This is a genomic window from Candidatus Paceibacterota bacterium, assembly GCA_016782605.1.
In the GTDB taxonomy this organism is placed as follows: domain Bacteria; phylum Patescibacteriota; class Minisyncoccia; order Minisyncoccales; family RBG-13-42-11; genus BS750m-G71.
Genome location: JADHYE010000004.1, coordinates 20,119 through 42,971, shown reverse-complemented (window position 1 = coordinate 42,971; position 22,853 = coordinate 20,119). Strand labels below are relative to the sequence as shown.

Sequence of the window (22,853 nt, the reverse complement as noted above, 5' to 3'; positions counted from 1 at the left end):
GGGCAGGCATCGTCCAACCAGGGGAGCCCATTCGACTCGCTTCGCTCGCTCAGGGCAAGCCACGATAAAAATCGCCATTTCGGCGGTTTTTTGTTTACACTGAACTTGTCGAAGTGGTAGAATAGCGTAAAGGTCAAAAATAAATTATTAAAAATATGTTGAAAACTATCTTTATAACATTAGGCATTATTTTCCTTGTTCTTATTATTGCCATTGCTATCTTTATTATCCTTGACCCGTTTAATTTAAAGCCACTTTTGTCTAATTTGTTGACTGGCTTCCAAACTAATACTCCAATTACTACTGGAGGGGGTGACAAGCATCCTTTGCTTAGTAATGAGCAAGAAAGATTATTGGAAACAATTGGTGTTGATGTTGGGAGTTTGCCCACACAAATAACCCCTGAAATGGAAAAGTGTTTCACAGAGACATTGGGCGCAGAGCGGGTACAAGAAATAATGGGGGGCGCTTCCCCTGGTCCTATTGATTTTTTCAAGGCAAAGGGGTGTTTGGGAGGGTAAAACAAAGAATTAATATTAATTAACTTTAAAAATATGTCGGGATTCGTTAATTTTATAAGGAAACAGGGCGTTGTCGGTTTGGCAGTTGGTTTTATTCTGGGCGGCGCTGTTTCCAAATTAGTGTCAGCATTGGTCGGAGATATTATAAACCCAACTCTCAGTATTTTTCTCGGCAGGGTTGAAGGTTTGGAAAATGCCAGCTTGGCTGTCGGGCAAGTAAAAATATTATGGGGAGATTTTCTCAGCGTTATCATTGATTTTTTCGTAATTGCCTTTGTCGTTTATTTCGGCGTTAAACTGCTGAAATTAGATAAATTAGACAAAAAGGGTTAAAAATTATGGCACTAGTAAAATGCAAAGAATGCGGACACGAAATATCTGATGAAGCATTGTCTTGTCCTAATTGCGGAAAGCCGCAAAGAGACAGGCCTCCTTCAATATCGTTGTCAACGCAGATAGTTGTATATGCAGTTAGTCTATTTTTGCCACCATTCGGACTTTGGTATGTGTGGAAATATTTAAAACAGAAAGACGGCAAATTAAAAAGAATCGGTATTGCCGCTTTAATTTTGACCATAATATCTATAATTGTTACGATTTGGTCTACTGAAAGGTTGGTGGATTCATTCAATCAAACATTAAACTCTATAAATATTTATAATTATTGAAATCGCCAATCAGGTGGTTTTTTGCATAACGAGGAAACATGATTATTATTATTCCAGGACTTTTCGGGACAAGAGAACGCTATAATCCTTTATTGAATAAACTTCAGAAGGTGGGGCTTACTGCTAAAGTCATTGATTTGGGCTTAAATACCCGAGGACTTAAAAATACTTCAGAAATAGTAAAAAAACAACTCACAGAAACTTCTGAAAAACATGATATTATTGCTCATAGCTTTGGCGGCATTGTATTGAAATATATTATTCATCATTATCCAGAAGTTAAGAAAAACATTAGTAGTATTATCTTTGTAGCTGTACCTCATGGAGGAAGTTGGCAGGCCTTATTTCTTACTATGGTTCCTGCAGCCCGGGAACTATTACCTTTTAGAAAAAAAATTAAAGAGCTGGCAAAAGTGTCATTACCAGAAGAAACAGTAAATTTTATTCCTGAATCAGAATTAAAGGTGTGGCCAAGAAAGAGTGGCCTTCTTAAAGATTATATTGGCATAGTGATTCCCGATACAAATCATGACAATATAATAAACAGTGAAAATTTTATACCAAAAGTTATTACTTTTATAAAAAGTAGGCACGACAAGGTTTTTCTCTAACTTATATTTATATATCCATAAAACAGGTTCCTAACATCGTTTTATAGGCGGACACGTCTTGTCTGAGATTTTTTTCTTTTGGGATTGCTCTTTTAAGAGAATAGTGCTATAATAGAAATATAGGTTTTGAGAGTTTTGAACTACAAATAGTTATTAGATTATCATTTAAAAACACTTAATAGTACTATTTGCGACTCACCGTTATTAGGAGTTGTTTTTTATTTTTAAAAACATGATTCCAAGATTCAAAAAAGTTCAAAAAGTTATAAACCAACACTTAAAGAAAGAGGAGTTTTTAGAAGAGCACAACAGATTGTCTCCGGTAAATTTGAAAGCCACTATTTCTTTACTTTCCCGCTTTAAAACGGAAAAAGCCTCGCTTTTTAAGGACGATAATTGGTCCATAGATAAGCTTAGGAGACCGTTTGTTTTATGGCTTACTTCCTCGGTATTGAAAGAAAAAGAAAGCATTAAGGAAGGATAGAAAATTGATTAAACTATATGAAAAATTCATGCAATCCGAACAAAAACAGAAATAAACGGCTCCACAGAAAGTTCGTTTTAAAGCATCGCCACAAAATCGGTTTAAAGAAAAAACACAGGAGTAAAAAATAACTCCTTGACTTTTTATTGATAATAAGCTATCATAATAAGGTAAGTATCTATTGCATTTCTTTTGAGGTTTTATTAAAAGTAAGCCGTAGAATAGAAATAAGATAGTTGGTCGGCTTACTGATAATAAAATCATTAAAATAAACATGGCTAAAAAATTATATGTAGGTGGATTGTCTTACAACACCACCGATGCCACTTTAAAGGAAACTTTTTCCGCAGCTGGAACAGTTGAATCGGCAGCCGTCATTATAGACAGGATGAGCAACCGTTCAAAAGGATTCGGCTTCGTAGAAATGTCTACTGACGAAGAGGCACAAAAAGCGATTGAAATGTTCAACGGCAAAGAGATCGAAGGCAGGAACGTTACCGTGAATGAAGCCCGTCCGATGGAGCCAAGAGCTCCCAGACAAGGCGGATTCAACCGCGGCGACAGAGGATCTGACAGAGGTAGCAGAGATCGCTGGTAAGAAATTGAAAAACCCCTTTAAGGGGTTTTTCGTTAGTTTATCAAAAAATAAGTTCTAGCATCACTCGGTCAGCAAACTTTATATGTTAAAAACAAAATATCAAAATAGAGATCCTCAATTAGAAACTTCAGGTAAAATTGTCGGATTTTACGAAAGAGAATTTTATTGTTTTTCTAACTTTTCCAGTTTTGCAGTTAGATGGAATGGAAGGCTATGGCCGACTTCTGAACATGCATATCAAGCCGCGCATTTTTTTAAAACCGCGCCTGATTTGGTAGAAAAAATTTATAAAGCTAAATCGGCAGACGAAGCCAAAAGAATTGCCAACGCGAATGCACATAAAGATCCAATAAATTGGGTAAAGAAAAAAGTAGCGATTATGGAAGACATACTCAGGCACAAATTAAATCAGAATCCTTATGTAATGCATAAGTTATTGCAAACCGGAAAAAGAAAAATTGTCGAAGACTCTCCGAAAGATTATTTTTGGGGATGGGGCAAGAAAAGAGACGGAAGAAATGAATTAGGGAAGATTTGGATGAAGTTAAGGAATGAAACAATAAAGAGGAGCTAATTTATCTTAATAAAGCAGGTTCTAACATCGTCCCATAGCCCCAGGGGAGTAGATTTTGGCCGCTTTCACAAGAGGGCGGTTTTTTGGTAGAATAGAATAATAATTAACTATTTAAAAATAAAAAATGATTGATAGCCAAAAATTATTAAAAGAAATAGAAGACGGGAAAACCTTAAAAGAAAAGATAGATATATTAATGAGAATTGAAGGAAGTATGAGGGGTGAGCTTTTAAGAGATAATTTGATTTATTTGAAAAAAAGAGAGGGCGAAAGAGCCGTGGAAAAGATGGAGGACAGATTAAGGGAACTTGGTTATCCCTTGATGCTTGGAGATATAAAGTCTTATGAATGGTATAAGGATCCTTTTTGTGCTGTTTTTATGTTGGTTTTTCGAGAACAGTTCAATTGGAATAATGAAGATATTGTTAATTTGGGAAGGTTTTCTCCCAGACATTCTTTTGTTATGAAAATGGCTTTTAAATATCTTGTTTCTGCAAAAACAGCATTTTGGGCAGCCCCTAAGCTTTGGCATAAAAACGTTGATTATGGAGAAATTGAACCACATGAAATTAACGAAGCTAATAAATATTTAATATTTAGGTTAAAAGAATACGGGCTCCATCCTTTAGTTTGTCTATATATAAAAGGATATTTTATAGGACTTTTTGAATTAATTGGGAAAAAGAAGGTTCAAGCGGAAGAAACACAATGCACCTTTAGGGGAGATCCTTATCATGAATATAAAATAAGTTGGGAATAATTAATTTATAAAAATGCTGAAATAAAATTTTATTAATTATTTTTCAAACCAGGTTCTAACATCGCCCCATAGCCCCAGGGGAGCTAAATTATTGACAATACCACAGAAATGTGGCATTGTTTTATTAGCATAAGGGAAAGGAGGTCTGAAGGAATGGATTATTGCGAGGTAGCTGTGTTCATTTTCTTCGGTCTGATAGCGCATGGTTTAGGAGATTTTCTTACGCACAGATTCAGGGAGGGAAAGTTGTTCTTCCTACATTTGCTTCTTTATACACTCTTTTTTGTCCCTCAATTTTTATACTTCCAAGTTAATTTATCGGGACTCCTTTTTATCTATATTTCCCATTGGCTTATTGATTTACCCTGGACATGGGACTTGCTTGCTTGGATAGCAAGAAAAAGCATAAAGTTTAGAGTCATGACAGGTAAAAAGGGAAAAGACAACTTTATTTATCTTATCGTTTTCGGCGTAGACCAGCTTTTGCACCTTTTAGCGATAGGACTGGTCGCTATCAATCTCTTAAACTAGAAGAGCTGCCGCCAATATACTATTCAATTAGTTGAGGCGGTTTTCTTTTATCCAAAACAGGTTCTAATATCGCCCCATAGCCCCAGGAGAGTTATTGCTTGTGGATAACAAATTACCGCCATTGGGCAGTTTTTGGGTAGGATGTAGACTCTTGACAAGATTTTTATATATGCTATAATATAACCATTGAACAAAGCTAAGATTATTGGTTGGCACAGGATTGAGAATGTTAACATAAAGATTCTTAACCCTATGCCAGTCCTAGAGTCCCTTTTGTTTCGGAGTGAGGACAGGAGGGGTGATCACTAGGATTAGCTTGCCTAAGATTGGCTCAGGCTAATAAGGATCTGTATTCTTCGAATATATGGTTCTCGTTTAGGAGGCTGGCGAATCACCAAGTGAGAAGTCGGCATGTTCCCCCGGCTTCTCACGACTAATATTATAGTTCTTTATTTTAATACCGAAAGTCTTAATGACGAGTAGGTTTTTTGTTAGAAACCAGGTTCTAACATCGCCCCATAGCCCTAGGGGGAGTAGATTTTGGCCGCTTTCACAAGAGGGCGGTTTTTGGTAGTGAACTTGATTTTTTTATTAAATTTAGTAGTTTAAGAACAGAACAACAACAAAAAAGGAGGAAACCAAATGGCTTTACTGCCAAATAGATATACAGAGAAAAAAGATTCGCCCAACATAAAAAAGAAAATCACAGAGCAGGAATGCGGAGGAGTTATCCAAAAAATAAAAGACTTAGTTTTGAAAGAACAAAAGCGGATACAGTCAGCAGCAGAAGAAGATGGTCCCTATTGGGCACGAATGGTAAAAGAAGATATTATTGATGAAACTACCAAGTTTGTCGAAGGTTATGAATTGTCTACAGGTTGGAATTCTGAAGATGCACATACGCTTCAGAAGATAAGGAACCTATTGTCGGCCCACAAGCAAGCATTGCTCGAAATTAAGAATGAAATAACAAAGAGAATGACCCTTGAGCAAACATACTATATGCTTGAACAACTTTTAGGAACAAAAGGAAGGGAACGACCAACTGTAGGCATATTGGATCCCAAAAGGGGCAAGATTGAGCTGCATCTCGAAGACATTTAAGACGGAAGCAATCAAGAGCGGGGAGATAACTTCAAACCGCTTTTTTATTACCTAAAACAGGTTTTAACATCGTCCCATAGTCCCAGGGGAGCCAAGTTTTCCACTTGACAAAAAAATATATTAGAGATAATATATACTTACTATGAACACTACTCCTGCTCCGGCAAGGGTAGTTTTTTATTTAGAGTTATTCTATAATCATATTGTATGGATATTTTTAATAAAAAAGAAAGAGTAGCTGTTTATATAGATGGAAGCAATTTTTATGGTTATCTAAAAGATAAAGAGATAAATTTTCCGAAAGGAACAAAGTTTAATTTTAAAGAATTCGTAGATTTTTTAGTTAGCGATAAAAGAGAGCTTATTTCAAAGAGGTATTACACGGGTGTTTTCAGAAATCTCGACGGAAGCGATAAAAGTAAAAATCTTGTAAGTGGACAACAAAAATTCTTTTCAAATCTTAAAAACGATGGTTTTGCTATTAAGCGTGGCAGAATAATGCCGATTGATAAAGTGTATAAAGAAAAAGGAACCGATGTAAAAATTGCAGTAGATTTAATCGTTGGGGCTGTTGATAATTTATACGACACAGCTATTTTAGTGAGTTCTGATACTGATTTAATTCCAGCCGTAAGATATGTAAAATATAAAAATAAGAAGATTGAATATGTTGGCTTTGCCCATTCTCCATCTTTGGGTATACAAAAATACGCTAATTTTTCCATTCTTTTATTACCTCGGGATATAGAGAAATTTAAAGAGAAAACGTTGCTATAGTCCTACTAACCAGGTTCTAACATCGCCCCGTAGCCCCAGGGGGAGCAGATTTTGGCCGCCTTGCAGAAAAGGCGGTTTTTTGGTAGAATAGAAATATGAATATATCTATAAATAAAAGAAAAGTTATTCATTGGCTGCCGAGAATTTTAAGCATAGCATTTGTTTTATTTTTATCTTTATTTGCTTTAGATGTTTTTACAGAATATACCGGTTGGGATTTGGTTTTGGCGCTTTTTATGCATCTTTTACCTTCACTTGTTTTGCTGGCAGTTGTTGCAATTTCCTGGAAATATGATTTAGTGGGGGCAATTGTTTTTTTCGCTTTTGCCGTTTTCTATGTTTGTGCGGCTGGACTTGGTCGTCACTGGACCTGGTATGCCTTTATATCGGGACCGGCCTTTATGGTTGCAATTTTTTTCTTTCTAAGTTGGCTTCAAAAGAAGAGGTTTGGAGAATAAATTTTTCCAAACAGGTTCCTAATATTGTTTAAAAAGAGGTTTTGTCCATCATCCTCTTTTTTGTTTAAAAGATTTACGTTATAATAGAACAATGATTAAAAAAGGAGACATATACTATCCGACTGAAGACTTCAAGAAAAAAGCCTGGGTAAATGACGATAAGGTTTACAAGGAAGCGGCAAAAGACCAGACTAAATTCTGGGAAAAGCTGGCTGGAGAATTGCAATGGCAAAAAAAATGGGGAAAAGCCTTTGAGCACCAGGCGCCTTACTTCAGATGGTTTTTAGACGGCAAAATCAATATCGTTGAAAACTGTTTAGACAGGTATTTAAAGGATAAAAAGGATAAGATAGCTTTGGTTTGGCAGCCGGAGCCGACCGAAGAAAAAGCAAAAACATTTACTTACCAGGAATTATTTTGGGAAGTTAATAAATTCGCCAATGCCTTGAAAAAACTAGGAATAGGGAAGGGCGACAGGGTAGGCATATATATGCCGATGATTCCTGAAGTCATAATTTCAATGTTGGCCTGTGCCAGAATCGGCGCTGTCCATGCAGTTGTTTTTTCCGCTTTTTCAGCGACCTCTCTTCAGAGTCGTTTAATTGATTCTGAAGCAAAAATCTTGATTACAGCTGACGGATATTACAGAAACGGCAAATTGATTAATTTAAAGAACGGCGCTGACGAATCGTTGAAAGATACGGCTGTTGAAAAAACAGTAGTGGTAAAAAGGGCTGGTAATGAGGTGAATTGGCAGGAAAGCAGGGATTTATGGTGGCATGAATTGGTTAAAGACGAGAAAGATTCCTGCGAAGCTGAACCAATGGATTCTGAAGATCCTTTATTCATTCTTTACACCTCAGGCTCAACAGGCAAACCCAAAGGCTGTTTGCATGTTGTCGGAGGATACGCTGTTCAGGCCTATGCCACTTCAAAATGGATATTTGATTTACATGATAATGATATTTTCTGGTCAACAGCTGATGTCGGCTGGATTACCGGCCACACTTACTCTTGCTACGGGCCTTTATTGTGCGGGGCAACCTTTGTAATTTTTGAAGGATTGATAATTTCTCCTGGCCCTGACAGATGGGCAAAGATTATTGACGATTACAAAGTAACTATTTTCTACACCGCTCCCACAGCCATTAGGATGTTTGAGAAGAACGGAGCAGAAGTTTTTAAAAGTTGTAAATTAGACACTTTACGGCTTTTAGGTTCGGTTGGCGAACCGATAGACGAGTCTGCCTGGCTTTGGTATTTCAGGGAAATCGGCAAGGAAAAGTGTCCGATTGTTGATACCTGGTGGCAGACAGAAACAGGCGGAATATTGATTACCTCTTTGCCAGGAATCGGTCCTTTTAAACCGGCTTTTACCGGTTTGCCTTTTCCTGGATTGAAGTTTGATATTTTGAACAAAGAAGGAAAGCCTTGTTCTGTTAATGAAAAGGGAAACTTGGTTTTGTTCCCGCCTTTTGCTCCGGGATTGTTGAGGGGAGTTTACAAGAATCCTGAAAAATACCTGGATACCTACTGGAGTCAGTACGGAAAGGAAATATATTTCACTTCTGATAGCGCTTTTAAGGACGAGAACGGATTGATCAGGATTGTCGGCAGGGTTGATGATGTTATTAAAGTGGCAGGCCACAGGGTTTCCACCGGAGAACTGGAAGCAGCTATCAATCATCATCCTGATATTACAGAATGCGCTGTTATCGGTATGCCGGATGAAATAAAAGGAGAAGTGCCCTTGGCATTTGTGGTTTATAAGGGACAGAAACCGGCTGACCAGGTAAAACAGGAAGTGATAGGGCATATTAAAAAAGAAATAGGGCCGATTGCCATGCCAAAGGAAATTTATCTGGTTGAAGACTTGCCAAAGACCAGGTCAGGAAAGATAATGAGGAGGATTTTGAGGAAATTGTTCAGTGGCGAGGAATTGGGGGATTTATCCACTTTGGCCAATCCGGAAACAGTTGAAACCATTAAAACAATTATCCAAAATGACTAAACAAAAAAAATACATTCTTTGGTTCAAAGAAATTTCCAAAAGAGACGTCGGTTTAGTCGGTGGCAAAAACGCTTCTTTGGGAGAGATGTTTTCACAATTAAACAAAAAGGGGATTAGGGTTCCTGACGGTTTTGCCACAACAAGCACTGCCTATTGGGATTTTTTAAAAGTAAATAATCTTTTGCCGAAACTGAAGAAGATTTTAAAGTCTCTGGATACGAGAAATATTAGAAAATTGCAGATGGCGGGCAGGGAAGCGAGGAACCTTATTTCAAAAGCTGAATTTCCCGAAGACTTAAAAGAAGAAATATTGAAAGCATACAGAATCTTATCTAAAAAATACAAAACAAAGAATCTCAGCGTGGCCGCCAGAAGTTCAGCCACTGCTGAAGATTTGCCGACAGCCTCTTTTGCCGGCCAGCATGAAACGTATTTGAACGTAAGCGGTGAAAAAGAAGTATTAAGAGCGGTTAAAAAATGCATTGTTTCTTTATTTTTGGACAGGGCGATCTATTACAGGGAAGAAAAAGGATTTAACCATTTTAAAGTTGCTTTGTCGGTCGGTGTGATGAAAATGGTCAGGTCGGACGTCGGTTCTGCCGGAGTGATATTTACTTTAGACACGGAAACCGGGTTTAGAGACGTTGTTTTGATTAACGGTTCCTGGGGCCTTGGAGAAGTGGTCGTAAAAGGGAGGGTTGTCCCGGATGAGTTTCTGGTGCACAAACCGACTTTGAAAAAAGGATTCTCGCCCATTATTTCAAGGATTCTCGGGACCAAAAGAAGAAAGCTTATCTATACTAATAAAGGTAATAAAACAACGGAAGAAAAAGCGGTTTCCAAAAGAGACCAAAACAGGTTTGTTTTAAACGACCGGGAGATATTGCGGCTTGCCAAATGGGCTTACCAGATTGAAAACCACTATGGATTTCCCATGGATATTGAATGGGCAAAAGACGGGAAGACCAAAGAATTATTCATTGTTCAGGCAAGGCCGGAGACAATTCACGCTTCAAGAATCGGCCAAAGTTACAATCAATACTTTTTAAAACAAAAAGGGAAATTGCTTTTAGAGGGAGAGGCAATCGGCTCTAAAATCGCTTCTGGGAAAGCAAAGGTTATTCCCAACATTGCTCAAATAAAGAAATTCAGGCCCGGAGAGATTTTAGTCACCGAAATGACAGACCCTGACTGGACAAGTATTATGAAGCAGGCAAAAGCAATTATTGCTGAGGAAGGCGGAAGGACGTGCCATGCAGCGATTGTTTCTCGTGAGTTGGGGATTCCTTGTATTGTTGGCGCTGACAAAGCAACCAAGCTTTTAAAAACAGGCAAGATGGTTACCGTGGATTGTTCTTTGGGCCAGACAGGCAGGATTTTTGAAGGCCAGCTGAAATTTGAAATCAGAAAATACAATTTGAAGAAAATTCCGAAAACCAAGACCAAGATAATGATCAATACCAGCTATCCTGACTTAGCATTTTTGAATTCGTTCTTGCCCAATTCAGGAGTGGGATTGGCCAGAGAAGAATTTATTATTGCTTCCCAGATTAAGATTCATCCTTTGGCCCTTTATAACTTTAACAAATTAAAGAATGCTGGATTGAAAAGGAAAATTGACAAATTGACTGTCGGCTATGCAAACAAGAAAGAATATTTTATTGATAAACTTTCACAGGGGATTGGTAAAATTGCCGCTGGGATGTATCCCAAGCCGGTTATTGTCAGATTTTCCGATTTTAAATCAAGCGAATACGCCCAGTTATTAGGGGGAGAACTTTTTGAGCCGGAAGAATCAAATCCAATGATGGGCTGGCGGGGAGCTTCAAGATACTACGACGAAAAATTTAAACCGGCTTTTCAGATGGAATGCCAAACCATAAAAAGAGTCAGAGAAAAATTCGGATTAAAAAACGTAAAAGTGATGGTTCCTTTCTGTCGGACGATCGAAGAAGGTAAAAAAGTTATATCATTGATGAAAAGATTCGGTCTAGAAAGGAGAAAGGACGGTTTGGAAGTTTACGTTATGTGCGAAATACCGTCCAACGTCATTCTGGCTGATAAATTCCTGGATGTTTTTGACGGAATGAGCATAGGCAGTAATGATTTGACCCAGCTGGTTTTGGGATTGGACAGGGATTCTGCTTTGATTTCTTCGGTGGGCGATGAAAGAAACGAAGCCGTAAAAGAGATGTTAAAAACGGTAATTGCTGTTTGTAAAAAAAGAAAAAAATACTGCGGAATATGCGGGGAAGCGCCAAGCTATTTTCCGGAATTTGCCGAATTCCTGGTCAGCCAAAGAATAGAATCAATGTCATTAAATCCTGACACTGTTATTAAAACCACGTTAATCGTTGCCAAAAAAGAAAAGAAAAAACATCTTTGCCCAATTTTAGGCGGGTAGATGAGACCTCGTCTCATCGTCCCTTCACCTTCGTCCCGCGAACGGGACTCGGTCAATAAATTTTCAATTTATTTCAATGTTTGACATCATTACTTTCGGCTCAGCCACTCAAGACATTTTCTTGCAGCCCAAAAGCTTTAAGATAGTTGAGGAAAAGAGATTTATCACCGGCAAAGGGATTTGTCTTTCTTTAGGTTCAAAGATTCAGGTTAAAGACATCAATTTTCTGAGCGGCGGGGGAGGAACAAACACAGCTGTTGTCTTTGCCAGGCAGGGATTTAAAACTGCTTTTTGCGGCATGGTTGGCGCAGATTCTGCCGGGCAGGAAATGATTAAAGAATTGGCAAAAAACGGCGTCAGCACCCAGTTAATGAAAAAAACCGAGAAGAAGCCGACCAATCATTCTGTCGTTCTTTCTTTCGATAACCAGGAAAGAACTATTTTGGTTTATTGTGGAGCTTCCAGCGAATTGGCTGTTAAAGACATTCCTTGGCCGAAAATCAAGGCAAAGTGGTTGTATCTAGCGCCTCTTTCCGGAAAACTTTGCAATACCTTTGAAAAATTAGTGGATTTTGCCTGGAAAAACAAAATTAAAATCGCTTTGAATCCCGGCCATACCCAGCTTTCTCTGCCCAGAAAAACTTTGACCAGAATTTTGAATAAAGTAGATGTTTTGATTTTGAACCAGGAAGAAGCTTGCTTTTTGTCTAAAATTCCTTTTAACAGGGAAAAAGAGATTTTCAGGAAGATTGATGATATTTGCCCGGGAATCGCTGTAATGACCAAAGGGCCTTTGGGAGTATTGGTTTCTGACGGAAAATGTCTTTATAAAGCAAGTTCTTTGAAGATTAAAACAATCGACCGAACCGGAGCAGGCGATGCTTTTGCTTCAGGGTTTATTTCAGGTTTAATCAAGAGAAAAGGGGATATTGTCCAGGCAATTCAATTGGGGGTTGCTAATTCATCTGCTTGTTTGAAAGAACTGGGAGCGAAAAAAGGTTTGTTAGCCGCCAATCAAAAGTTTGAAAAGGTGAAAGTACAAAAAGGAAAATGCCTGTAAACCAATTGAAAAAACTTTTTAATAAAGCTCAGAAAGGGAAATGGGCGATTGGCCACTTCAACGTTTCTGATTTTAAGACCTTAAAGCCGATTTTCCAGGCGGCGAAAAAGCTGAAAAGCCCGGTGATTATCGGCATATCTGAGAACAGGAGTAAGCGCCTGGGATTAAAAAAGGCAGTTGCCTTGGTCAGAAAGCTAAGAGAAGAAAGCAGCTTTCCTGTTTTTTTAAATCTTGACCACGGCAAATCTTTCATATATATTAAAAAGGCGATAGATGCAGGATATGACGCAGTGCATTTTGACGGTTCTGATTTACCTCTTTTAAAAAATATCAGTATTGCCAGGCAGGTTGTCAGATACGCCAGGAAAAAGAATGTTTTGGTTGAAGGGGAGGTTGGGGTAATCGGCGGAGAGTTAACTGAACCCAAAGACGCTAAAAGATTTATCAAAGAAACTGGCGTAGACACTTTGGCAGTCAGCGTCGGCACTATTCACGGCATAGTGAAATTAGGGAAGAAGAATCCGCCAATATCTTTAAAGAGATTAAAAGAGATAAAAAAGAAAACAGGCAGAACGTTTTTAGTCCTGCACGGCGGTTCAGGCACAGCGGAAAAGGATATTAAAGCCGCTGTCAAATCAGGCATTGTTAAAATCAATATCAGCACCGAACTGAAAATAGCTTATAAGGAGAAAGGCCTGGAAGCTGTTCAGCGGGTAGTTGAGAAGAAAATTAATTTATTCGGTTCCCGAAACCGCAGTTGAGGGGGAAGAGAAGATGAAAACTTGGTTTTCATCTTCTCGCCTCAGTAAACAAAGTTCAATGAATCCGTTGATTCATTTCACATCTCATAAATTTTCAATTTATTTCGATACATGATTAATCTTTCGGCCAAAGTCAGGAAAGATTTTGGCAAAAAAGTAAAAAAGATAAGGCAAAAGGGGATTATTCCCGCGGTTTTATACGGCCCCAAAATAAAGAACGCCTCATTAGAGGTTGATTTGAAGGAATTTGAAAAAGCTTACAAGGCAGCTGGCGAAAGCTCTTTGCTGCAGCTTTTTGTCGGCCAGGAAAAGTTTTTGGTTCTGATTAATGCTGTTGAAATTGATTGCCTTTCCCAAAAGCCGCTTCATGTTGATTTTTACCAGCCAAGATTAGACGAGGAAATTACAGCCCACATTCCTTTGGTTTTTGAAGGGGAATCGGAAGCGATAAAGAATCTTGGAGGCACTCTGGTCAAAAATATCCATGAGTTGGAAGTGAAAGCTCTGCCTCAGAATCTTCCCCATGAAATTAAGGTTGATATCGGCATGCTGAAAACGTTTGAAGACAATATTCTGGTTAAGGATTTGCTTGTGCCAAAAGAGGTGAAGATTCTCAAGGATCCGGAAGAAACAGTTATTTTTGTTGCTGAACCAGAAAAAGTGGAAGAAGAATTAGCCAAGTCTCTAGAAGAAGAAAAAGCAGCAGAAGAAGTGCCGGTTGAGGGCGAAAAAGAACCAGAAGCTGCTGAAGAAGAATCTCAAGAAAAAGAAGAAAAAAAAGAGGAAGAACCCAAGGAAAAATGAAGATCTCCAAACTGTTAAAACCAATTCTGCTGATTTGTTTGGTCTTTGGTTTAATATTGCCTAATTTATATATTCTTGCCCAGGAAGACTGTAAAACCAAGGAAGAGTGCGAGGCTTTGCTGCAGCAGTACGAGGACGAGATTGCAAAATTGGAACAGGTTATCGGAAAAACAGAACAGGAGAAAAAAAATCTCCAGAATCAGATCAGCACCTTAAAATCAAAAGTTAAGAAAATAGATTTGCAGATACAGCAAAGCAGCGTCATGATAAAAGACATCAGCTATCAGATAAAAGATACCGAGGGCTCGATAGATCAGACGTTTTCGCAAATCGGGAACATGAGGAATCAGCTGGCAGCTATTCTGCAAATCATTTATGAGGAAGACCAGACCTCGCTTGTTGAGATTTTGCTTTCAGGCGTTGACATATCAGAGTTTTTCGAAAATCTGATGGCCCTGGAAACTTTGGATGAAAAAAGCCACGACTTTCTGCAGGAGATCAAAGGTTTGAAAACTTCTTTGGAAGGTCAGAAACAGTCTTTGGACACTGAAAAAGGCGATTTGGAGAGCGCCCTTAAAATGCAGACTCTGCAAAAACAGGAAAGTCAGAACGTGCAAAAACAGCAGGAATATTTCTTGCAGCTGACAGAAACCCAATACCAGCAGTATCTGAAAGAAAAGCAGGCAACAGAGGCAAAAGCAGCTGAAATCAGAGCCAGGATTTTTGATGTGGTCGGTATAACTAAAGCTCCCACTTTCGGAGAAGCCTATTCAATCGCCAAATGGGTTGAAGGTTTGACAGGCGTCAGGCCGGCATTTTTACTGGCAGTTTTGCAGCAGGAATCAGCCATCGGCAAGAATGTTGGGCAATGCTATTTGTCCAATGCTGCGACAGCAGCCGGAATAAACATCAATACCGGCGCTTCAATAAAAAACGTTATGAAGCCGATGGGGCTTTCCGGCAGAAAAGGAGATGTTGAAGCCTTCCTGACAATAACCAGAGAGCTGGGAATGGATCCTTACAAAACTCCGGTTTCCTGCCCGATGAGCTTTGGGTATGGAGGAGCAATGGGGCCTGCCCAGTTCATTCCGACAACCTGGATGATTTACAAGAGCGATTTGGCAAAGATTCTCGGCAGACCTGCCAATCCCTGGAATATCCAGGACGCTTTCCTGGCTTCCGGACTTTATCTTGCAAGATACGGAGCGGCAAAACAAACCAGGGATGCTGAATGGGCAGCAGCCATGTACTATTTTGCAGGTTCGCTCAATTCTAAATACTCTTTTTACGCTAACAGCGTGTTAAAGATAGCTGACGGTTTTGCAGACGACATTAAGATACTTGAAGCAAGCAAATAATTAGAGGTTTTCCTTGAGAGAATCGATTAGCGGGTCCAAGTTTCCTTCCATGATTTTTTCAATATTATGGAAGCTTTTTTTTATTCTGTGGTCGGTCACCCTGTTTTGGGGAAAATTGTAGGTCCTTATCTTTTCTGATCTTTCCGCTTTGCCTATTTGCGTTTTCCTTGCGTCTTTCAATTTCTTTTCTTCTTCTTTGACTGTTTTTTCCAGTATCCTCGCTTCCAGAATGGCCAATGCGTTTTCCTTGTTCTGCTGCAGGTTTCTTTCTGTTTGCGAAGTGACAACGGTGTTTGTCGGCAAGTGGGTGATTCTGACAGCTGTTTCTCTTTTATTGACGTATTGGCCTCCGGGACCTGACGCTTTATATGTATCGAGTTTCAGATCTTTGGGGTTGATGATCAATTTTCCTTTTTTCGGTTTGGCCAGAACAGCTACTGAAGCTGTTGAAGTGTGGACTCTGCCTGATTTTTCGGTGGTTGGAATTCTTTGTACCCGGTGAACGCCTGCCTCGTTTTTCATGGCAGGCCATATTTCACCGTCTTTGATTTCAAAAACTATTTCTTTGAAGCCGCCTATTTCGCTCGGCCTTGAATCCAGGACTTTTTGTTTCCATCCTTTTAATTGAGCGTATCTTGAATACATTCTGAATAGATCTGCGGCAAAAAGAGCTGCTTCTTCGCCTCCGGTGCCAGCCCTTATTTCAATAATGGCTGCTTTTGCCAAGTCAGCGTTTTTTGAAGATTTTGTTTCTTCTGTTGATAGTTTTTGGATTTCCTGTTCAACATTCTTTAATTTTTCATTTAGCTGCCCTATTTCCGTTTCCGCCAGAGAGAAAAGCTCTCTGTCTTCCTGGGAATTCAGGATTGCTTTGTTTTCCTCGATTTTGTTATTTAAGTCTTCAATTTCTTTTTCCTTTTCAATGATTTTTTCAAGAAAGATTTTTCTTTTATTCAGCTCTTCGAATTTATCCCAATTTGAAATTAGCTCAGGATCGCTGAGCTGCTCTAAGAGTTCTTGGTATTCTGTTTTCACCTTTTCAAGGTTCAACATTTCACTTTTTCTTTTTTCCTTTCAGTTCTTCTTTTCTGGCCAGTCTTTTCCTGAATTTCTGAACCTGTCCCACTGCGTCCATGCTCTTTTCCTTGCCGGTGTAAAAGGGATGGCAGGAAGAGCAGACCTCCACTTCAATCACTTCTTTTGTCGAACCAACGGTAAAAACGTTTCCGCAGGCGCAGCGGACTTGGGCGTTCTCGTGGTATTTGGGATGGATATCTTTTTTCATACCCTGTATATCAACATCCAGGCATTTTCAATGCGAAAACACTCTGAAGGCTGTTTTTATTTAATAATATATTTAACATAATAACTTTGTTTGATATTTTAATACGAAGTATTCTGGATGTTGTATTACAGGGTATATGTGATAATATTTTAATTGTCCTTTAATATCTTAGCAAGGCTGGAAAAAAAATCAACCCTTTAGCTTGATATTAATTTTTATCCGTGCTATATTCAAAAGCGAATATTTTTCATGACAGAAACAAAAAAGAAAACAAAACAATATGATACCGAACTTCCAAGGGAAGCGGAGGTGAAGAAGAGTGCGAAGTCCTCTTCGACCTTCGGCATAGACGTTGAGGAAATGACTCAGGCAGGAGTTCATTTCGGGCATAAAGCTTCGAGCGTCCATCCGAAGATAAAGCCGTATTTATTCGGCGCCAGGAACGCCGTTCATGTTTTTGATTTGGAAAAAACAGCTGAAAAATTGAAAGAAGCTTTGAATTTCATCCAGCAGCTGATTTCAGAAGAGAAGATATTGCTGCTTGTCGGCACGAAAATCCAGATGAAAGAGATGGTAAAGTCTGTTGCCAAAGAGTGCGGTTTGTCTTTTGTTTCTGAAAGATGGCTGGGTGGCACCTTCACTAACTTTGAAACGATTAAAAAACGAATTGATTACTTTAAGGATTTGGAAGAGAAAAAATCTTCAGGGGAGTTGGAAAAATACACCAAGAAAGAAAAATCGATGATAGACAAGGAGCTGAGAACCCTTGAAGCGAAAGTGGGAGGAATAAAGGAATTAACCAGAATTCCCGACGCTGTTTTTGTGCTGGACATGCAGAAAGACACTTTAGCCATAAAAGAGTCAAAAAGAAAAGGCGTGACTGTTATTGCCGTAGTTGATACTAATTGCGATCCGACTTTGGCTGATTATCCCATACCGGCTAATGACGATGCCGTCAGCTCAATAAAGTATATTTTGGAAAAAGTGAAAAAGGCGATACTGGACAAAAAATCAAAAGCCAAACCCAAGAAATAACATGGTTTCAATCGACCAGGTAAAACAATTAAGGGAAGAGACGGCTGCTGCTGTTTCCGACTGCAAAAAAGCGCTTGAGGAAGCAAAGGGAAATTTGGCCAAAGCAAAGGATATTTTGAAAAAATGGGGGAAAGATTTTGCGGGCAAAAAAGCAGGCAGGGGAGCAGAACAGGGAATTATCGCCAGCTACATCCACCCTAACAAAAAGATAGGAGTTTTATTGGAACTGAACTGCGAAACGGATTTTGTCGCCAAAGGCCAGGATTTCCAGAATCTGGCCCACGAATTATGCTTGCAGATCGCTGCTATCAGGGAGGAGCTCCCTTTACTGGAGCAGCCCTGGGTAAAAGACCAGGCAAAGATATTAAAGGATTTGATTGACGATTACATCGCAAGAACAGGCGAAAACATCGTTGTCAAAAACTTTACCAGGTACGAAATTTAAAAATTATGATGTCAATAATCGTTTTCATCGTTTTTCTTTTGAGTTTAATCGTTTTGGCGGTGATCATACTGAAGAAAATACCCCTGCTTTTACAGTTGCCGGAAACCGCGCCTTTCAATTGGAAAGAATGGTTGACAGGGGTTAAGGATTTATTTCCTACTGGCAACTTCTCTTTTGAAATCTTTCTGCAGAAAATACTTTCCAGGGTAAGGGTTTTGACTTTAAAAACGGACAACAAAACTTCAAACTGGCTGCAGAAACTGAGGGAAAGGGGACAGAAAAAGAAATTTGACGAAGACGATAACTATTGGCGAGAGATAAAGAACCACACCAGGAAATAGTGTTTTTTGTGCCGGCATAGCTCAGTGGTAGAGCAACAGTTTTGTAAACTGTGGGTCGCGGGTTCAAATCCTGCTGCCGGCTTTGAAAGGCTTGACAAGAAGTTTTAAAAAAGTAGAATTAGAAACAGAAAGAAAGACAAACATATGGCTAAAAAGAAAAAGAAGAAAAAATCAGAATGTTGCTGCTGCTGCTAAGGAAAGCTGCAGACAAAGAGAATTCGTTGGAATCAGGAATCTCTTCCTGTTTTTTTATACCCTGAATGCCGGAGGGAAGAACCTTGAAAATTTAATAACGAAACAAGTCAGTTAAAAGAGTCAGTCCTTCGGCAAACTCAGGACTAATACTGAGCCTGTCGAAGTATCAGTTATTTGAAGTTGTCCCGAATTTATTTTTTTTTGAGAGTTTGATCCTGGCTCAGGATGAACGCTGGCGGCGTGGATAAGGCATGCAAGTCGTGCGGTCCTGAATTTTTCGCAAGAAAGATTCTGGATAGCGGCAGACGGGTTAGTAACACGTAGGTACAAACCCCGGAAATGGGAATAATTCCGAGAAATCGGAACTAATGCCCAATGGTTTCCGCTTCGTGCGGAATAAAGGAGCAATCCGTTCCGGGATTGACCTGCGCTCTATCAGCTGGTTGGTAAGGTAATGGCTTACCAAGGCTATGACGGATAGGCGGTGTGAGAGCATGATCGCCAACAATGGGACTGAAATATGGCCCATACTCCTACGGGAGGCAGCAGTCGAGAATATTGGTCAATGGGGGAAACCCTGAACCAGCGACGCCGCGTGCTCGAAGAAGTTCTTCGGAATGTAAAGAGCTTTTATCCGTGAATAATCCCGATTCGTCGGGATGAAGGTAGCGGATGAATAAGAGGTGACTAAACTCGTGCCAGCAGTAGCGGTAATACGAGTACCTCAAGCGTTATCCGGATTTATTGGGCGTAAAGAGTCTGTAGGCGTTCCGTTAAGTTTTCTGTTAAATGTCTAGAGCTTAACTTTAGAAATGCAGAAAAAACTGGCGGAATTGAGGGCGCTAGGGGCTGGTGGAACGGTCGGTGTAGGGGTGAAATCCGTTGATATCGACCGGAATACTAAAAGCGAAGGCATCCAGCTGGGGCGACCCTGACGCTGAGAGACGAAAGCGTAGGTAGCAAAAAGGATTAGATACCCTTGTAGTCTACGCTGTAAACGATGGACACTGGCTATCTGAAGTGTCGACCCTTCAGGTGGCGAAGCAAACGCGTTAAGTGTCCCGCCTGGGAAGTACGGCGGCAACGCTAAAACTCAAAGGAATAGACGGGGATTCACACAAGCGGTGGACCATGTGGCTCAATTCGACAACAAGCGAGGAACCTTACCAGGGTTTGACAGACTAATGAAACTCCTAAGAAACTAGGAACTACCCACAAGGACATTAGTTCAGGTGCTGCACGGTCGTCGTCAGCTCGTACTCTGAAGCGTATGCTTAAGTGCAACAACGAGCGCAACCCTTATTCTGCGTTACAAGTGTCGCAGAAAACTGCCTGGGATAACCAGGAGGAAGGTGGGGATGACGCCAGATCAGCGTGGCCCTTCGATGCCCTGGGCTGCACACGTGGTACAATGGGGCCGACAATGGGTTGCAAAGGCGCAAGCCGGAGCTAATCCCACCAAACGGTCTCCCAGTACGGATTGAGATCTGCAACTCGATCTCATGAAGCCGGAATCGCTAGTAATCGCGCATCAGCCACGGCGCGATGAATACGTTCCTGAATCTTGTACTCAATTCTAAAGGCGCTCGGCAGCATATATACCTAAAAGGTTAAAATCCTTTCCTCTAATTTCAGATTCAATTAGAGCGTAGTCAATCGGTAGGACTAGATCCGTGAGGAATAGTCTGAAGGACCGAGGAGCAAAATGTAGCCCTTCAATTTATGAGGTGTGTTGACCCACGCAGGTAGCGGTGAGTCGTGGGGAAAACACTGTAAAAACCTCGAAGGGATGCATGGAAGAGGTATTTATGTGACCCGAGGAGATCTTGTGACAAGATGGGTAATGAAGTTCACAAGAAGTCAGCTGCGTCATAGTACTAAATATAAAAATATATGTTTAGGAAGGACAAAACCTGCTAAAATTTTATAAATAATTTAAGCAGGACTCGCGTAGTGCGGGAAACCCGCTCGCTACGTGGGAACTCGAAGTAATCCAAACTATCGAAATCCGCCCGTCACATCAGGAGAGCTGGTAGTGCCCGAAATCCCTGCATTTTGCGGGGCCTAAGGTAAGATCAGTAATAAAGATGAAGTCGTAACAAGGCACCGGTAGGGGAACCTGTCGGTGGATCACTACATTTCTAATTTTTTTGATTAGAACAAAGTGTCGGCTGGAGTTGAAGGGGAAGAATTCTCTCTTTGACTCTGAGGTGCTGGCCAGCGTACCTTAAAGGTTGGCTTTCGGGACAGCTTCAAGTGACTGAATTAATTAATACGCGGAAGCGTATTTTTTAATTTGTTTGGCGAGGCGATGAAAACGAAGTTTTCATCTTCTCTTCAACTTCGCTTCCATAAATGGAAGCTTGTTTTTTAACTTTTTTTTGATATACTGGGAATATATTGGGCGGCTAGTTCAGTGGTTAGAACGCTGCTCTGATAAAGCAGAGGTCGAAGGTTCGATTCCTTCGCCGCCCACCAGTTTTGGGCCCGTAGTTCAGTTGGCTAGAACGCCTCATTTGCAATGAGGAGGTCAGCGGTTCGAGTCCGCTCGGGTCCACTTTAATTTATTTATATCTATGAGAATAGGAATTATCGGCAGTATGCAATTTACGGAAAAAATGCTTGAGGCTCGTGACGAGCTTATTAAGTTTGGACATGATGCTTTTGTAACAGATCTTTATAAAGCGTTGGTTGGCAAAACCGATGAAGAAAAAGAAAAAATTAAACTGCATCAAAAATATAATATGGATGCGATACGGGAATTTTGGAAAAAGATGCAGGGGGCCGATGCTATTCTTGTTTTGAATTACGATAAAAACGGTATTAAGAATTATATCGGCGGCAATGGCTTAATGGAGATCGGCTTTGCCCACGTATTGAATCAGAAAATCTTTTTGCTTAATCCCGTTCCGGAAATTCCTTATTACAAAACCGAGATTGAGGCAGTAAGGCCGATTGTTATCAATGGGGATTTGTCGTTGATTAAATAGAGAAACTTTATAATCTGGTTTCAACTGATATACGCGAGCTCATAAAAGTTTTCCACAGGGAAGCTTTTTTGTTTCTCTTGCAATGCTATAATACCTTAATATTCGCAAATCTGAGCCTATTTAAATTATGTCTTCGGTAAAGGTCGAATAAAATTAATTTAAGAATTAAAACCATGGTTTTAGATTGGTATTCAGCAACTATTCAGGCGTTTCAAGCTCTTTGGCAGAATTTTTTACAATTCATTCCTGTTTTACTTGGAGCAATCATATTATTTGTCATCGGCTGGTTTATTTCAGTCTTCCTGGGTAAATTAATAGCGGAAGTATTAAAGAAACTGAAATTCAACAAGATTTTTGACAGGGGAGACTGGAAAAACGCTTTGGAAAAAGCGGAAATCAAAGTCGATCCTTCAAGTTTTGTCGGAGCGATTGTCAAATGGATTTTGATTATCGTTTTCCTGCAAATCTCAGTCGGTATTTTGGGATGGTCGGACTTTGCCGTTCTTTTGGGAAAAGTGATTGGTTACTTACCCAATGTTGTTGTCGCTGCTTTGATTTTTGTGGTGGCAGCCATTGTCGCTGACATTGTTCAGAAAGTGGTGGTGGCCGCAGCTGAAAGCGCCAGGTTTAACTACACCCGTGCTGCTGGAGCGATTGTTAAATGGGCTATCTGGCTTTTTGCTATTTTAGCCATTCTCAGACAGCTGCTTATTGTCCCGGAAATGGTTGACACTTTGTTTGGCGCTTTGGTTTATGGAGTGGTAGCTGTTTTTGTAATTGCTTTTGGCTTGGGCGGAAAGGACGTGGCAGCGGAATTGCTGCAGGATTTGAGAAGGAAATTAAAGGAATAAATTCGATATTACTTCTCTCTTGGGGCTGGCGTTTTCCAGCCCCTTGACAGAGATTCATATTTTGCTAAAATTGATTTTAGGTATGAGAAACACAAGACAATTCTTAAACAAAGGAAGCAGTTAAAAATTTCTGAGTTTTTTTATGTCTCAGAAATCGTCCTGCTTCCAACGGGGCGATTTTTAATTGAAAGATTGTTTGGAAAGTTCGTTGAAAACTGAATACGTCT

General features: G+C 39.8%; 26 protein-coding genes, 3 tRNA genes and 1 rRNA gene. 28 read left to right on the top strand and 2 right to left on the bottom strand.

Translation table 11 applies throughout. The features are described 5' to 3' along the window. The first annotated feature begins 155 nt into the window (after positions 1–155). The 18 genes from ISS83_02215 to ISS83_02130 all read left to right on the top strand — a co-directional run bounded on the left by ISS83_02215 (position 156) and on the right by ISS83_02130 (position 15,484). Positions 156–521, top strand: a complete 366-nt coding sequence (locus ISS83_02215; GenBank protein ID MBL7142442.1) for a hypothetical protein — start codon at positions 156–158, stop codon at positions 519–521. A gap of 33 nt (positions 522–554) precedes the next feature. Continuing rightward, a complete protein-coding gene (locus ISS83_02210; GenBank protein ID MBL7142441.1) occupies positions 555–854 on the top strand; it encodes an MscL family protein in 300 nt (99 codons plus the stop codon). 5 nt (positions 855–859) lie between these two features. After that, positions 860–1,189 (top strand): zinc ribbon domain-containing protein, encoded by a 330-nt coding sequence (locus ISS83_02205; protein MBL7142440.1) that lies wholly within the window; start codon positions 860–862, stop codon positions 1,187–1,189. A 38-nt stretch (positions 1,190–1,227) separates the two neighbouring features. After that, positions 1,228–1,800: an alpha/beta hydrolase gene (locus ISS83_02200; GenBank protein MBL7142439.1), complete on the top strand. Its 573-nt coding sequence runs from the start codon at positions 1,228–1,230 to the stop codon at positions 1,798–1,800. Positions 1,801–2,032: 232 nt separating this feature from the next. After that, the gene (locus tag ISS83_02195) at positions 2,033–2,284 is read left to right on the top strand and encodes a hypothetical protein (protein MBL7142438.1); all 252 of its coding nucleotides are present in this window, start codon (positions 2,033–2,035) and stop codon (positions 2,282–2,284) included. Between the two features lie 274 nt (positions 2,285–2,558). Beyond that, complete coding sequence (locus tag ISS83_02190) at positions 2,559–2,882, top strand: RNA-binding protein (GenBank protein MBL7142437.1); 324 nt, start codon at positions 2,559–2,561, stop codon at positions 2,880–2,882. Positions 2,883–2,964: 82 nt separating this feature from the next. After that, positions 2,965–3,456 (top strand): NADAR family protein, encoded by a 492-nt coding sequence (locus tag ISS83_02185; protein MBL7142436.1) that lies wholly within the window; start codon positions 2,965–2,967, stop codon positions 3,454–3,456. 124 nt (positions 3,457–3,580) lie between these two features. Continuing rightward, complete coding sequence (locus ISS83_02180) at positions 3,581–4,216, top strand: hypothetical protein (protein ID MBL7142435.1); 636 nt, start codon at positions 3,581–3,583, stop codon at positions 4,214–4,216. A gap of 108 nt (positions 4,217–4,324) precedes the next feature. Beyond that, entirely contained in the window at positions 4,325–4,747 is a 423-nt protein-coding gene (locus tag ISS83_02175) for a hypothetical protein (protein ID MBL7142434.1), read from the top strand. A 642-nt stretch (positions 4,748–5,389) separates the two neighbouring features. Further along, entirely contained in the window at positions 5,390–5,851 is a 462-nt protein-coding gene (locus ISS83_02170; protein MBL7142433.1) for a hypothetical protein, read from the top strand. Between the two features lie 207 nt (positions 5,852–6,058). After that, the gene (locus tag ISS83_02165) at positions 6,059–6,628 is read left to right on the top strand and encodes an NYN domain-containing protein (protein MBL7142432.1); all 570 of its coding nucleotides are present in this window, start codon (positions 6,059–6,061) and stop codon (positions 6,626–6,628) included. Positions 6,629–6,723: 95 nt separating this feature from the next. Beyond that, a complete protein-coding gene (locus ISS83_02160) occupies positions 6,724–7,086 on the top strand; it encodes a hypothetical protein (GenBank protein MBL7142431.1) in 363 nt (120 codons plus the stop codon). Positions 7,087–7,177: 91 nt separating this feature from the next. Then, entirely contained in the window at positions 7,178–9,097 is a 1,920-nt protein-coding gene (acs, locus tag ISS83_02155) for an acetate--CoA ligase (protein MBL7142430.1), read from the top strand. After that, positions 9,090–11,501 (top strand): phosphoenolpyruvate synthase, encoded by a 2,412-nt coding sequence (ppsA, locus tag ISS83_02150; protein ID MBL7142429.1) that lies wholly within the window; start codon positions 9,090–9,092, stop codon positions 11,499–11,501. Before acs ends, ppsA begins: the two co-directional genes overlap by 8 nt. Positions 11,502–11,577: 76 nt before the next feature. Further along, positions 11,578–12,561: a carbohydrate kinase family protein gene (locus ISS83_02145; GenBank protein MBL7142428.1), complete on the top strand. Its 984-nt coding sequence runs from the start codon at positions 11,578–11,580 to the stop codon at positions 12,559–12,561. Further along, on the top strand, positions 12,552–13,322 hold the full coding sequence (locus ISS83_02140; GenBank protein MBL7142427.1) for a class II fructose-bisphosphate aldolase: 771 nt from the start codon (positions 12,552–12,554) through the stop codon (positions 13,320–13,322). The genes ISS83_02145 and ISS83_02140 overlap by 10 nt, the downstream gene beginning before the upstream one ends. Before the next feature lie 111 nt (positions 13,323–13,433). Further along, positions 13,434–14,126, top strand: a complete 693-nt coding sequence (locus tag ISS83_02135; GenBank protein MBL7142426.1) for a 50S ribosomal protein L25 — start codon at positions 13,434–13,436, stop codon at positions 14,124–14,126. Next, on the top strand, positions 14,123–15,484 hold the full coding sequence (locus ISS83_02130; GenBank protein ID MBL7142425.1) for a lytic murein transglycosylase: 1,362 nt from the start codon (positions 14,123–14,125) through the stop codon (positions 15,482–15,484). Before ISS83_02135 ends, ISS83_02130 begins: the two co-directional genes overlap by 4 nt. Here ISS83_02130 and prfA read toward each other — a convergent pair whose 3' ends face one another. Together prfA and rpmE are read right to left on the bottom strand one after the other, a co-directional pair. Next, complete coding sequence (prfA, locus tag ISS83_02125) at positions 15,485–16,537, bottom strand: peptide chain release factor 1 (GenBank protein MBL7142424.1); 1,053 nt, start codon at positions 16,535–16,537, stop codon at positions 15,485–15,487. A 1-nt stretch (position 16,538) separates the two neighbouring features. Then, positions 16,539–16,769, bottom strand: a complete 231-nt coding sequence (gene rpmE, locus ISS83_02120) for a 50S ribosomal protein L31 (protein MBL7142423.1) — start codon at positions 16,767–16,769, stop codon at positions 16,539–16,541. Between the two features lie 249 nt (positions 16,770–17,018). Between rpmE and rpsB the strand changes: the two genes are divergently transcribed. The 10 genes from rpsB to ISS83_02070 all read left to right on the top strand — a co-directional run bounded on the left by rpsB (position 17,019) and on the right by ISS83_02070 (position 22,626). Next, positions 17,019–17,804: a 30S ribosomal protein S2 gene (gene rpsB, locus ISS83_02115; GenBank protein ID MBL7142422.1), complete on the top strand. Its 786-nt coding sequence runs from the start codon at positions 17,019–17,021 to the stop codon at positions 17,802–17,804. A 1-nt stretch (position 17,805) separates the two neighbouring features. Further along, on the top strand, positions 17,806–18,249 hold the full coding sequence (tsf, locus tag ISS83_02110; protein ID MBL7142421.1) for a translation elongation factor Ts: 444 nt from the start codon (positions 17,806–17,808) through the stop codon (positions 18,247–18,249). A 5-nt stretch (positions 18,250–18,254) separates the two neighbouring features. After that, positions 18,255–18,590 carry a hypothetical protein gene (locus tag ISS83_02105; GenBank protein ID MBL7142420.1) on the top strand — a complete coding sequence of 112 codons (336 nt, stop codon included), beginning with the start codon at positions 18,255–18,257 and terminating at the stop codon, positions 18,588–18,590. A gap of 10 nt (positions 18,591–18,600) precedes the next feature. Continuing rightward, positions 18,601–18,672: transfer RNA gene (locus tag ISS83_02100), tRNA-Thr, on the top strand. Continuing rightward, the gene (locus ISS83_02095) at positions 18,673–18,900 is read left to right on the top strand and encodes a hypothetical protein (protein MBL7142419.1); all 228 of its coding nucleotides are present in this window, start codon (positions 18,673–18,675) and stop codon (positions 18,898–18,900) included. 82 nt (positions 18,901–18,982) lie between these two features. After that, positions 18,983–20,407: ribosomal RNA gene (locus tag ISS83_02090) — 16S ribosomal RNA — on the top strand. A gap of 780 nt (positions 20,408–21,187) precedes the next feature. Further along, positions 21,188–21,263: transfer RNA gene (locus tag ISS83_02085), tRNA-Ile, on the top strand. Between the two features lie 5 nt (positions 21,264–21,268). Then, positions 21,269–21,342 (top strand) — tRNA-Ala (locus ISS83_02080). Positions 21,343–21,361: 19 nt separating this feature from the next. Then, positions 21,362–21,775, top strand: a complete 414-nt coding sequence (locus ISS83_02075) for a hypothetical protein (GenBank protein MBL7142418.1) — start codon at positions 21,362–21,364, stop codon at positions 21,773–21,775. Positions 21,776–21,948: 173 nt separating this feature from the next. Then, positions 21,949–22,626: a hypothetical protein gene (locus ISS83_02070; protein MBL7142417.1), complete on the top strand. Its 678-nt coding sequence runs from the start codon at positions 21,949–21,951 to the stop codon at positions 22,624–22,626. Positions 22,627–22,853: the final 227 nt, after the last annotated feature.

What these genes read in the sequence shown, in the direction of transcription:
- ISS83_02215 (MBL7142442.1), top strand. Translation starts at nt 156, where the DNA reads ATGTTGAAAACTATCTTTATAACATTAGGCATTATTTTCCTTGTTCTT.
- ISS83_02210 (MBL7142441.1), top strand. Translation starts at nt 555, where the DNA reads ATGTCGGGATTCGTTAATTTTATAAGGAAACAGGGCGTTGTCGGTTTG.
- ISS83_02205 (MBL7142440.1), top strand. Translation starts at nt 860, where the DNA reads ATGGCACTAGTAAAATGCAAAGAATGCGGACACGAAATATCTGATGAA.
- ISS83_02200 (MBL7142439.1), top strand. Translation starts at nt 1,228, where the DNA reads ATGATTATTATTATTCCAGGACTTTTCGGGACAAGAGAACGCTATAAT.
- ISS83_02195 (MBL7142438.1), top strand. Translation starts at nt 2,033, where the DNA reads ATGATTCCAAGATTCAAAAAAGTTCAAAAAGTTATAAACCAACACTTA.
- ISS83_02190 (MBL7142437.1), top strand. Translation starts at nt 2,559, where the DNA reads ATGGCTAAAAAATTATATGTAGGTGGATTGTCTTACAACACCACCGAT.
- ISS83_02185 (MBL7142436.1), top strand. Translation starts at nt 2,965, where the DNA reads ATGTTAAAAACAAAATATCAAAATAGAGATCCTCAATTAGAAACTTCA.
- ISS83_02180 (MBL7142435.1), top strand. Translation starts at nt 3,581, where the DNA reads ATGATTGATAGCCAAAAATTATTAAAAGAAATAGAAGACGGGAAAACC.
- ISS83_02175 (MBL7142434.1), top strand. Translation starts at nt 4,325, where the DNA reads ATGTGGCATTGTTTTATTAGCATAAGGGAAAGGAGGTCTGAAGGAATG.
- ISS83_02170 (MBL7142433.1), top strand. Translation starts at nt 5,390, where the DNA reads ATGGCTTTACTGCCAAATAGATATACAGAGAAAAAAGATTCGCCCAAC.
- ISS83_02165 (MBL7142432.1), top strand. Translation starts at nt 6,059, where the DNA reads ATGGATATTTTTAATAAAAAAGAAAGAGTAGCTGTTTATATAGATGGA.
- ISS83_02160 (MBL7142431.1), top strand. Translation starts at nt 6,724, where the DNA reads ATGAATATATCTATAAATAAAAGAAAAGTTATTCATTGGCTGCCGAGA.
- acs (MBL7142430.1), top strand. Translation starts at nt 7,178, where the DNA reads ATGATTAAAAAAGGAGACATATACTATCCGACTGAAGACTTCAAGAAA.
- ppsA (MBL7142429.1), top strand. Translation starts at nt 9,090, where the DNA reads ATGACTAAACAAAAAAAATACATTCTTTGGTTCAAAGAAATTTCCAAA.
- ISS83_02145 (MBL7142428.1), top strand. Translation starts at nt 11,578, where the DNA reads ATGTTTGACATCATTACTTTCGGCTCAGCCACTCAAGACATTTTCTTG.
- ISS83_02140 (MBL7142427.1), top strand. Translation starts at nt 12,552, where the DNA reads ATGCCTGTAAACCAATTGAAAAAACTTTTTAATAAAGCTCAGAAAGGG.
- ISS83_02135 (MBL7142426.1), top strand. Translation starts at nt 13,434, where the DNA reads ATGATTAATCTTTCGGCCAAAGTCAGGAAAGATTTTGGCAAAAAAGTA.
- ISS83_02130 (MBL7142425.1), top strand. Translation starts at nt 14,123, where the DNA reads ATGAAGATCTCCAAACTGTTAAAACCAATTCTGCTGATTTGTTTGGTC.
- prfA (MBL7142424.1), bottom strand. Translation starts at nt 16,537, where the DNA reads ATGTTGAACCTTGAAAAGGTGAAAACAGAATACCAAGAACTCTTAGAG.
- rpmE (MBL7142423.1), bottom strand. Translation starts at nt 16,769, where the DNA reads ATGAAAAAAGATATCCATCCCAAATACCACGAGAACGCCCAAGTCCGC.
- rpsB (MBL7142422.1), top strand. Translation starts at nt 17,019, where the DNA reads ATGACAGAAACAAAAAAGAAAACAAAACAATATGATACCGAACTTCCA.
- tsf (MBL7142421.1), top strand. Translation starts at nt 17,806, where the DNA reads ATGGTTTCAATCGACCAGGTAAAACAATTAAGGGAAGAGACGGCTGCT.
- ISS83_02105 (MBL7142420.1), top strand. Translation starts at nt 18,255, where the DNA reads ATGATGTCAATAATCGTTTTCATCGTTTTTCTTTTGAGTTTAATCGTT.
- ISS83_02075 (MBL7142418.1), top strand. Translation starts at nt 21,362, where the DNA reads ATGAGAATAGGAATTATCGGCAGTATGCAATTTACGGAAAAAATGCTT.
- ISS83_02070 (MBL7142417.1), top strand. Translation starts at nt 21,949, where the DNA reads ATGGTTTTAGATTGGTATTCAGCAACTATTCAGGCGTTTCAAGCTCTT.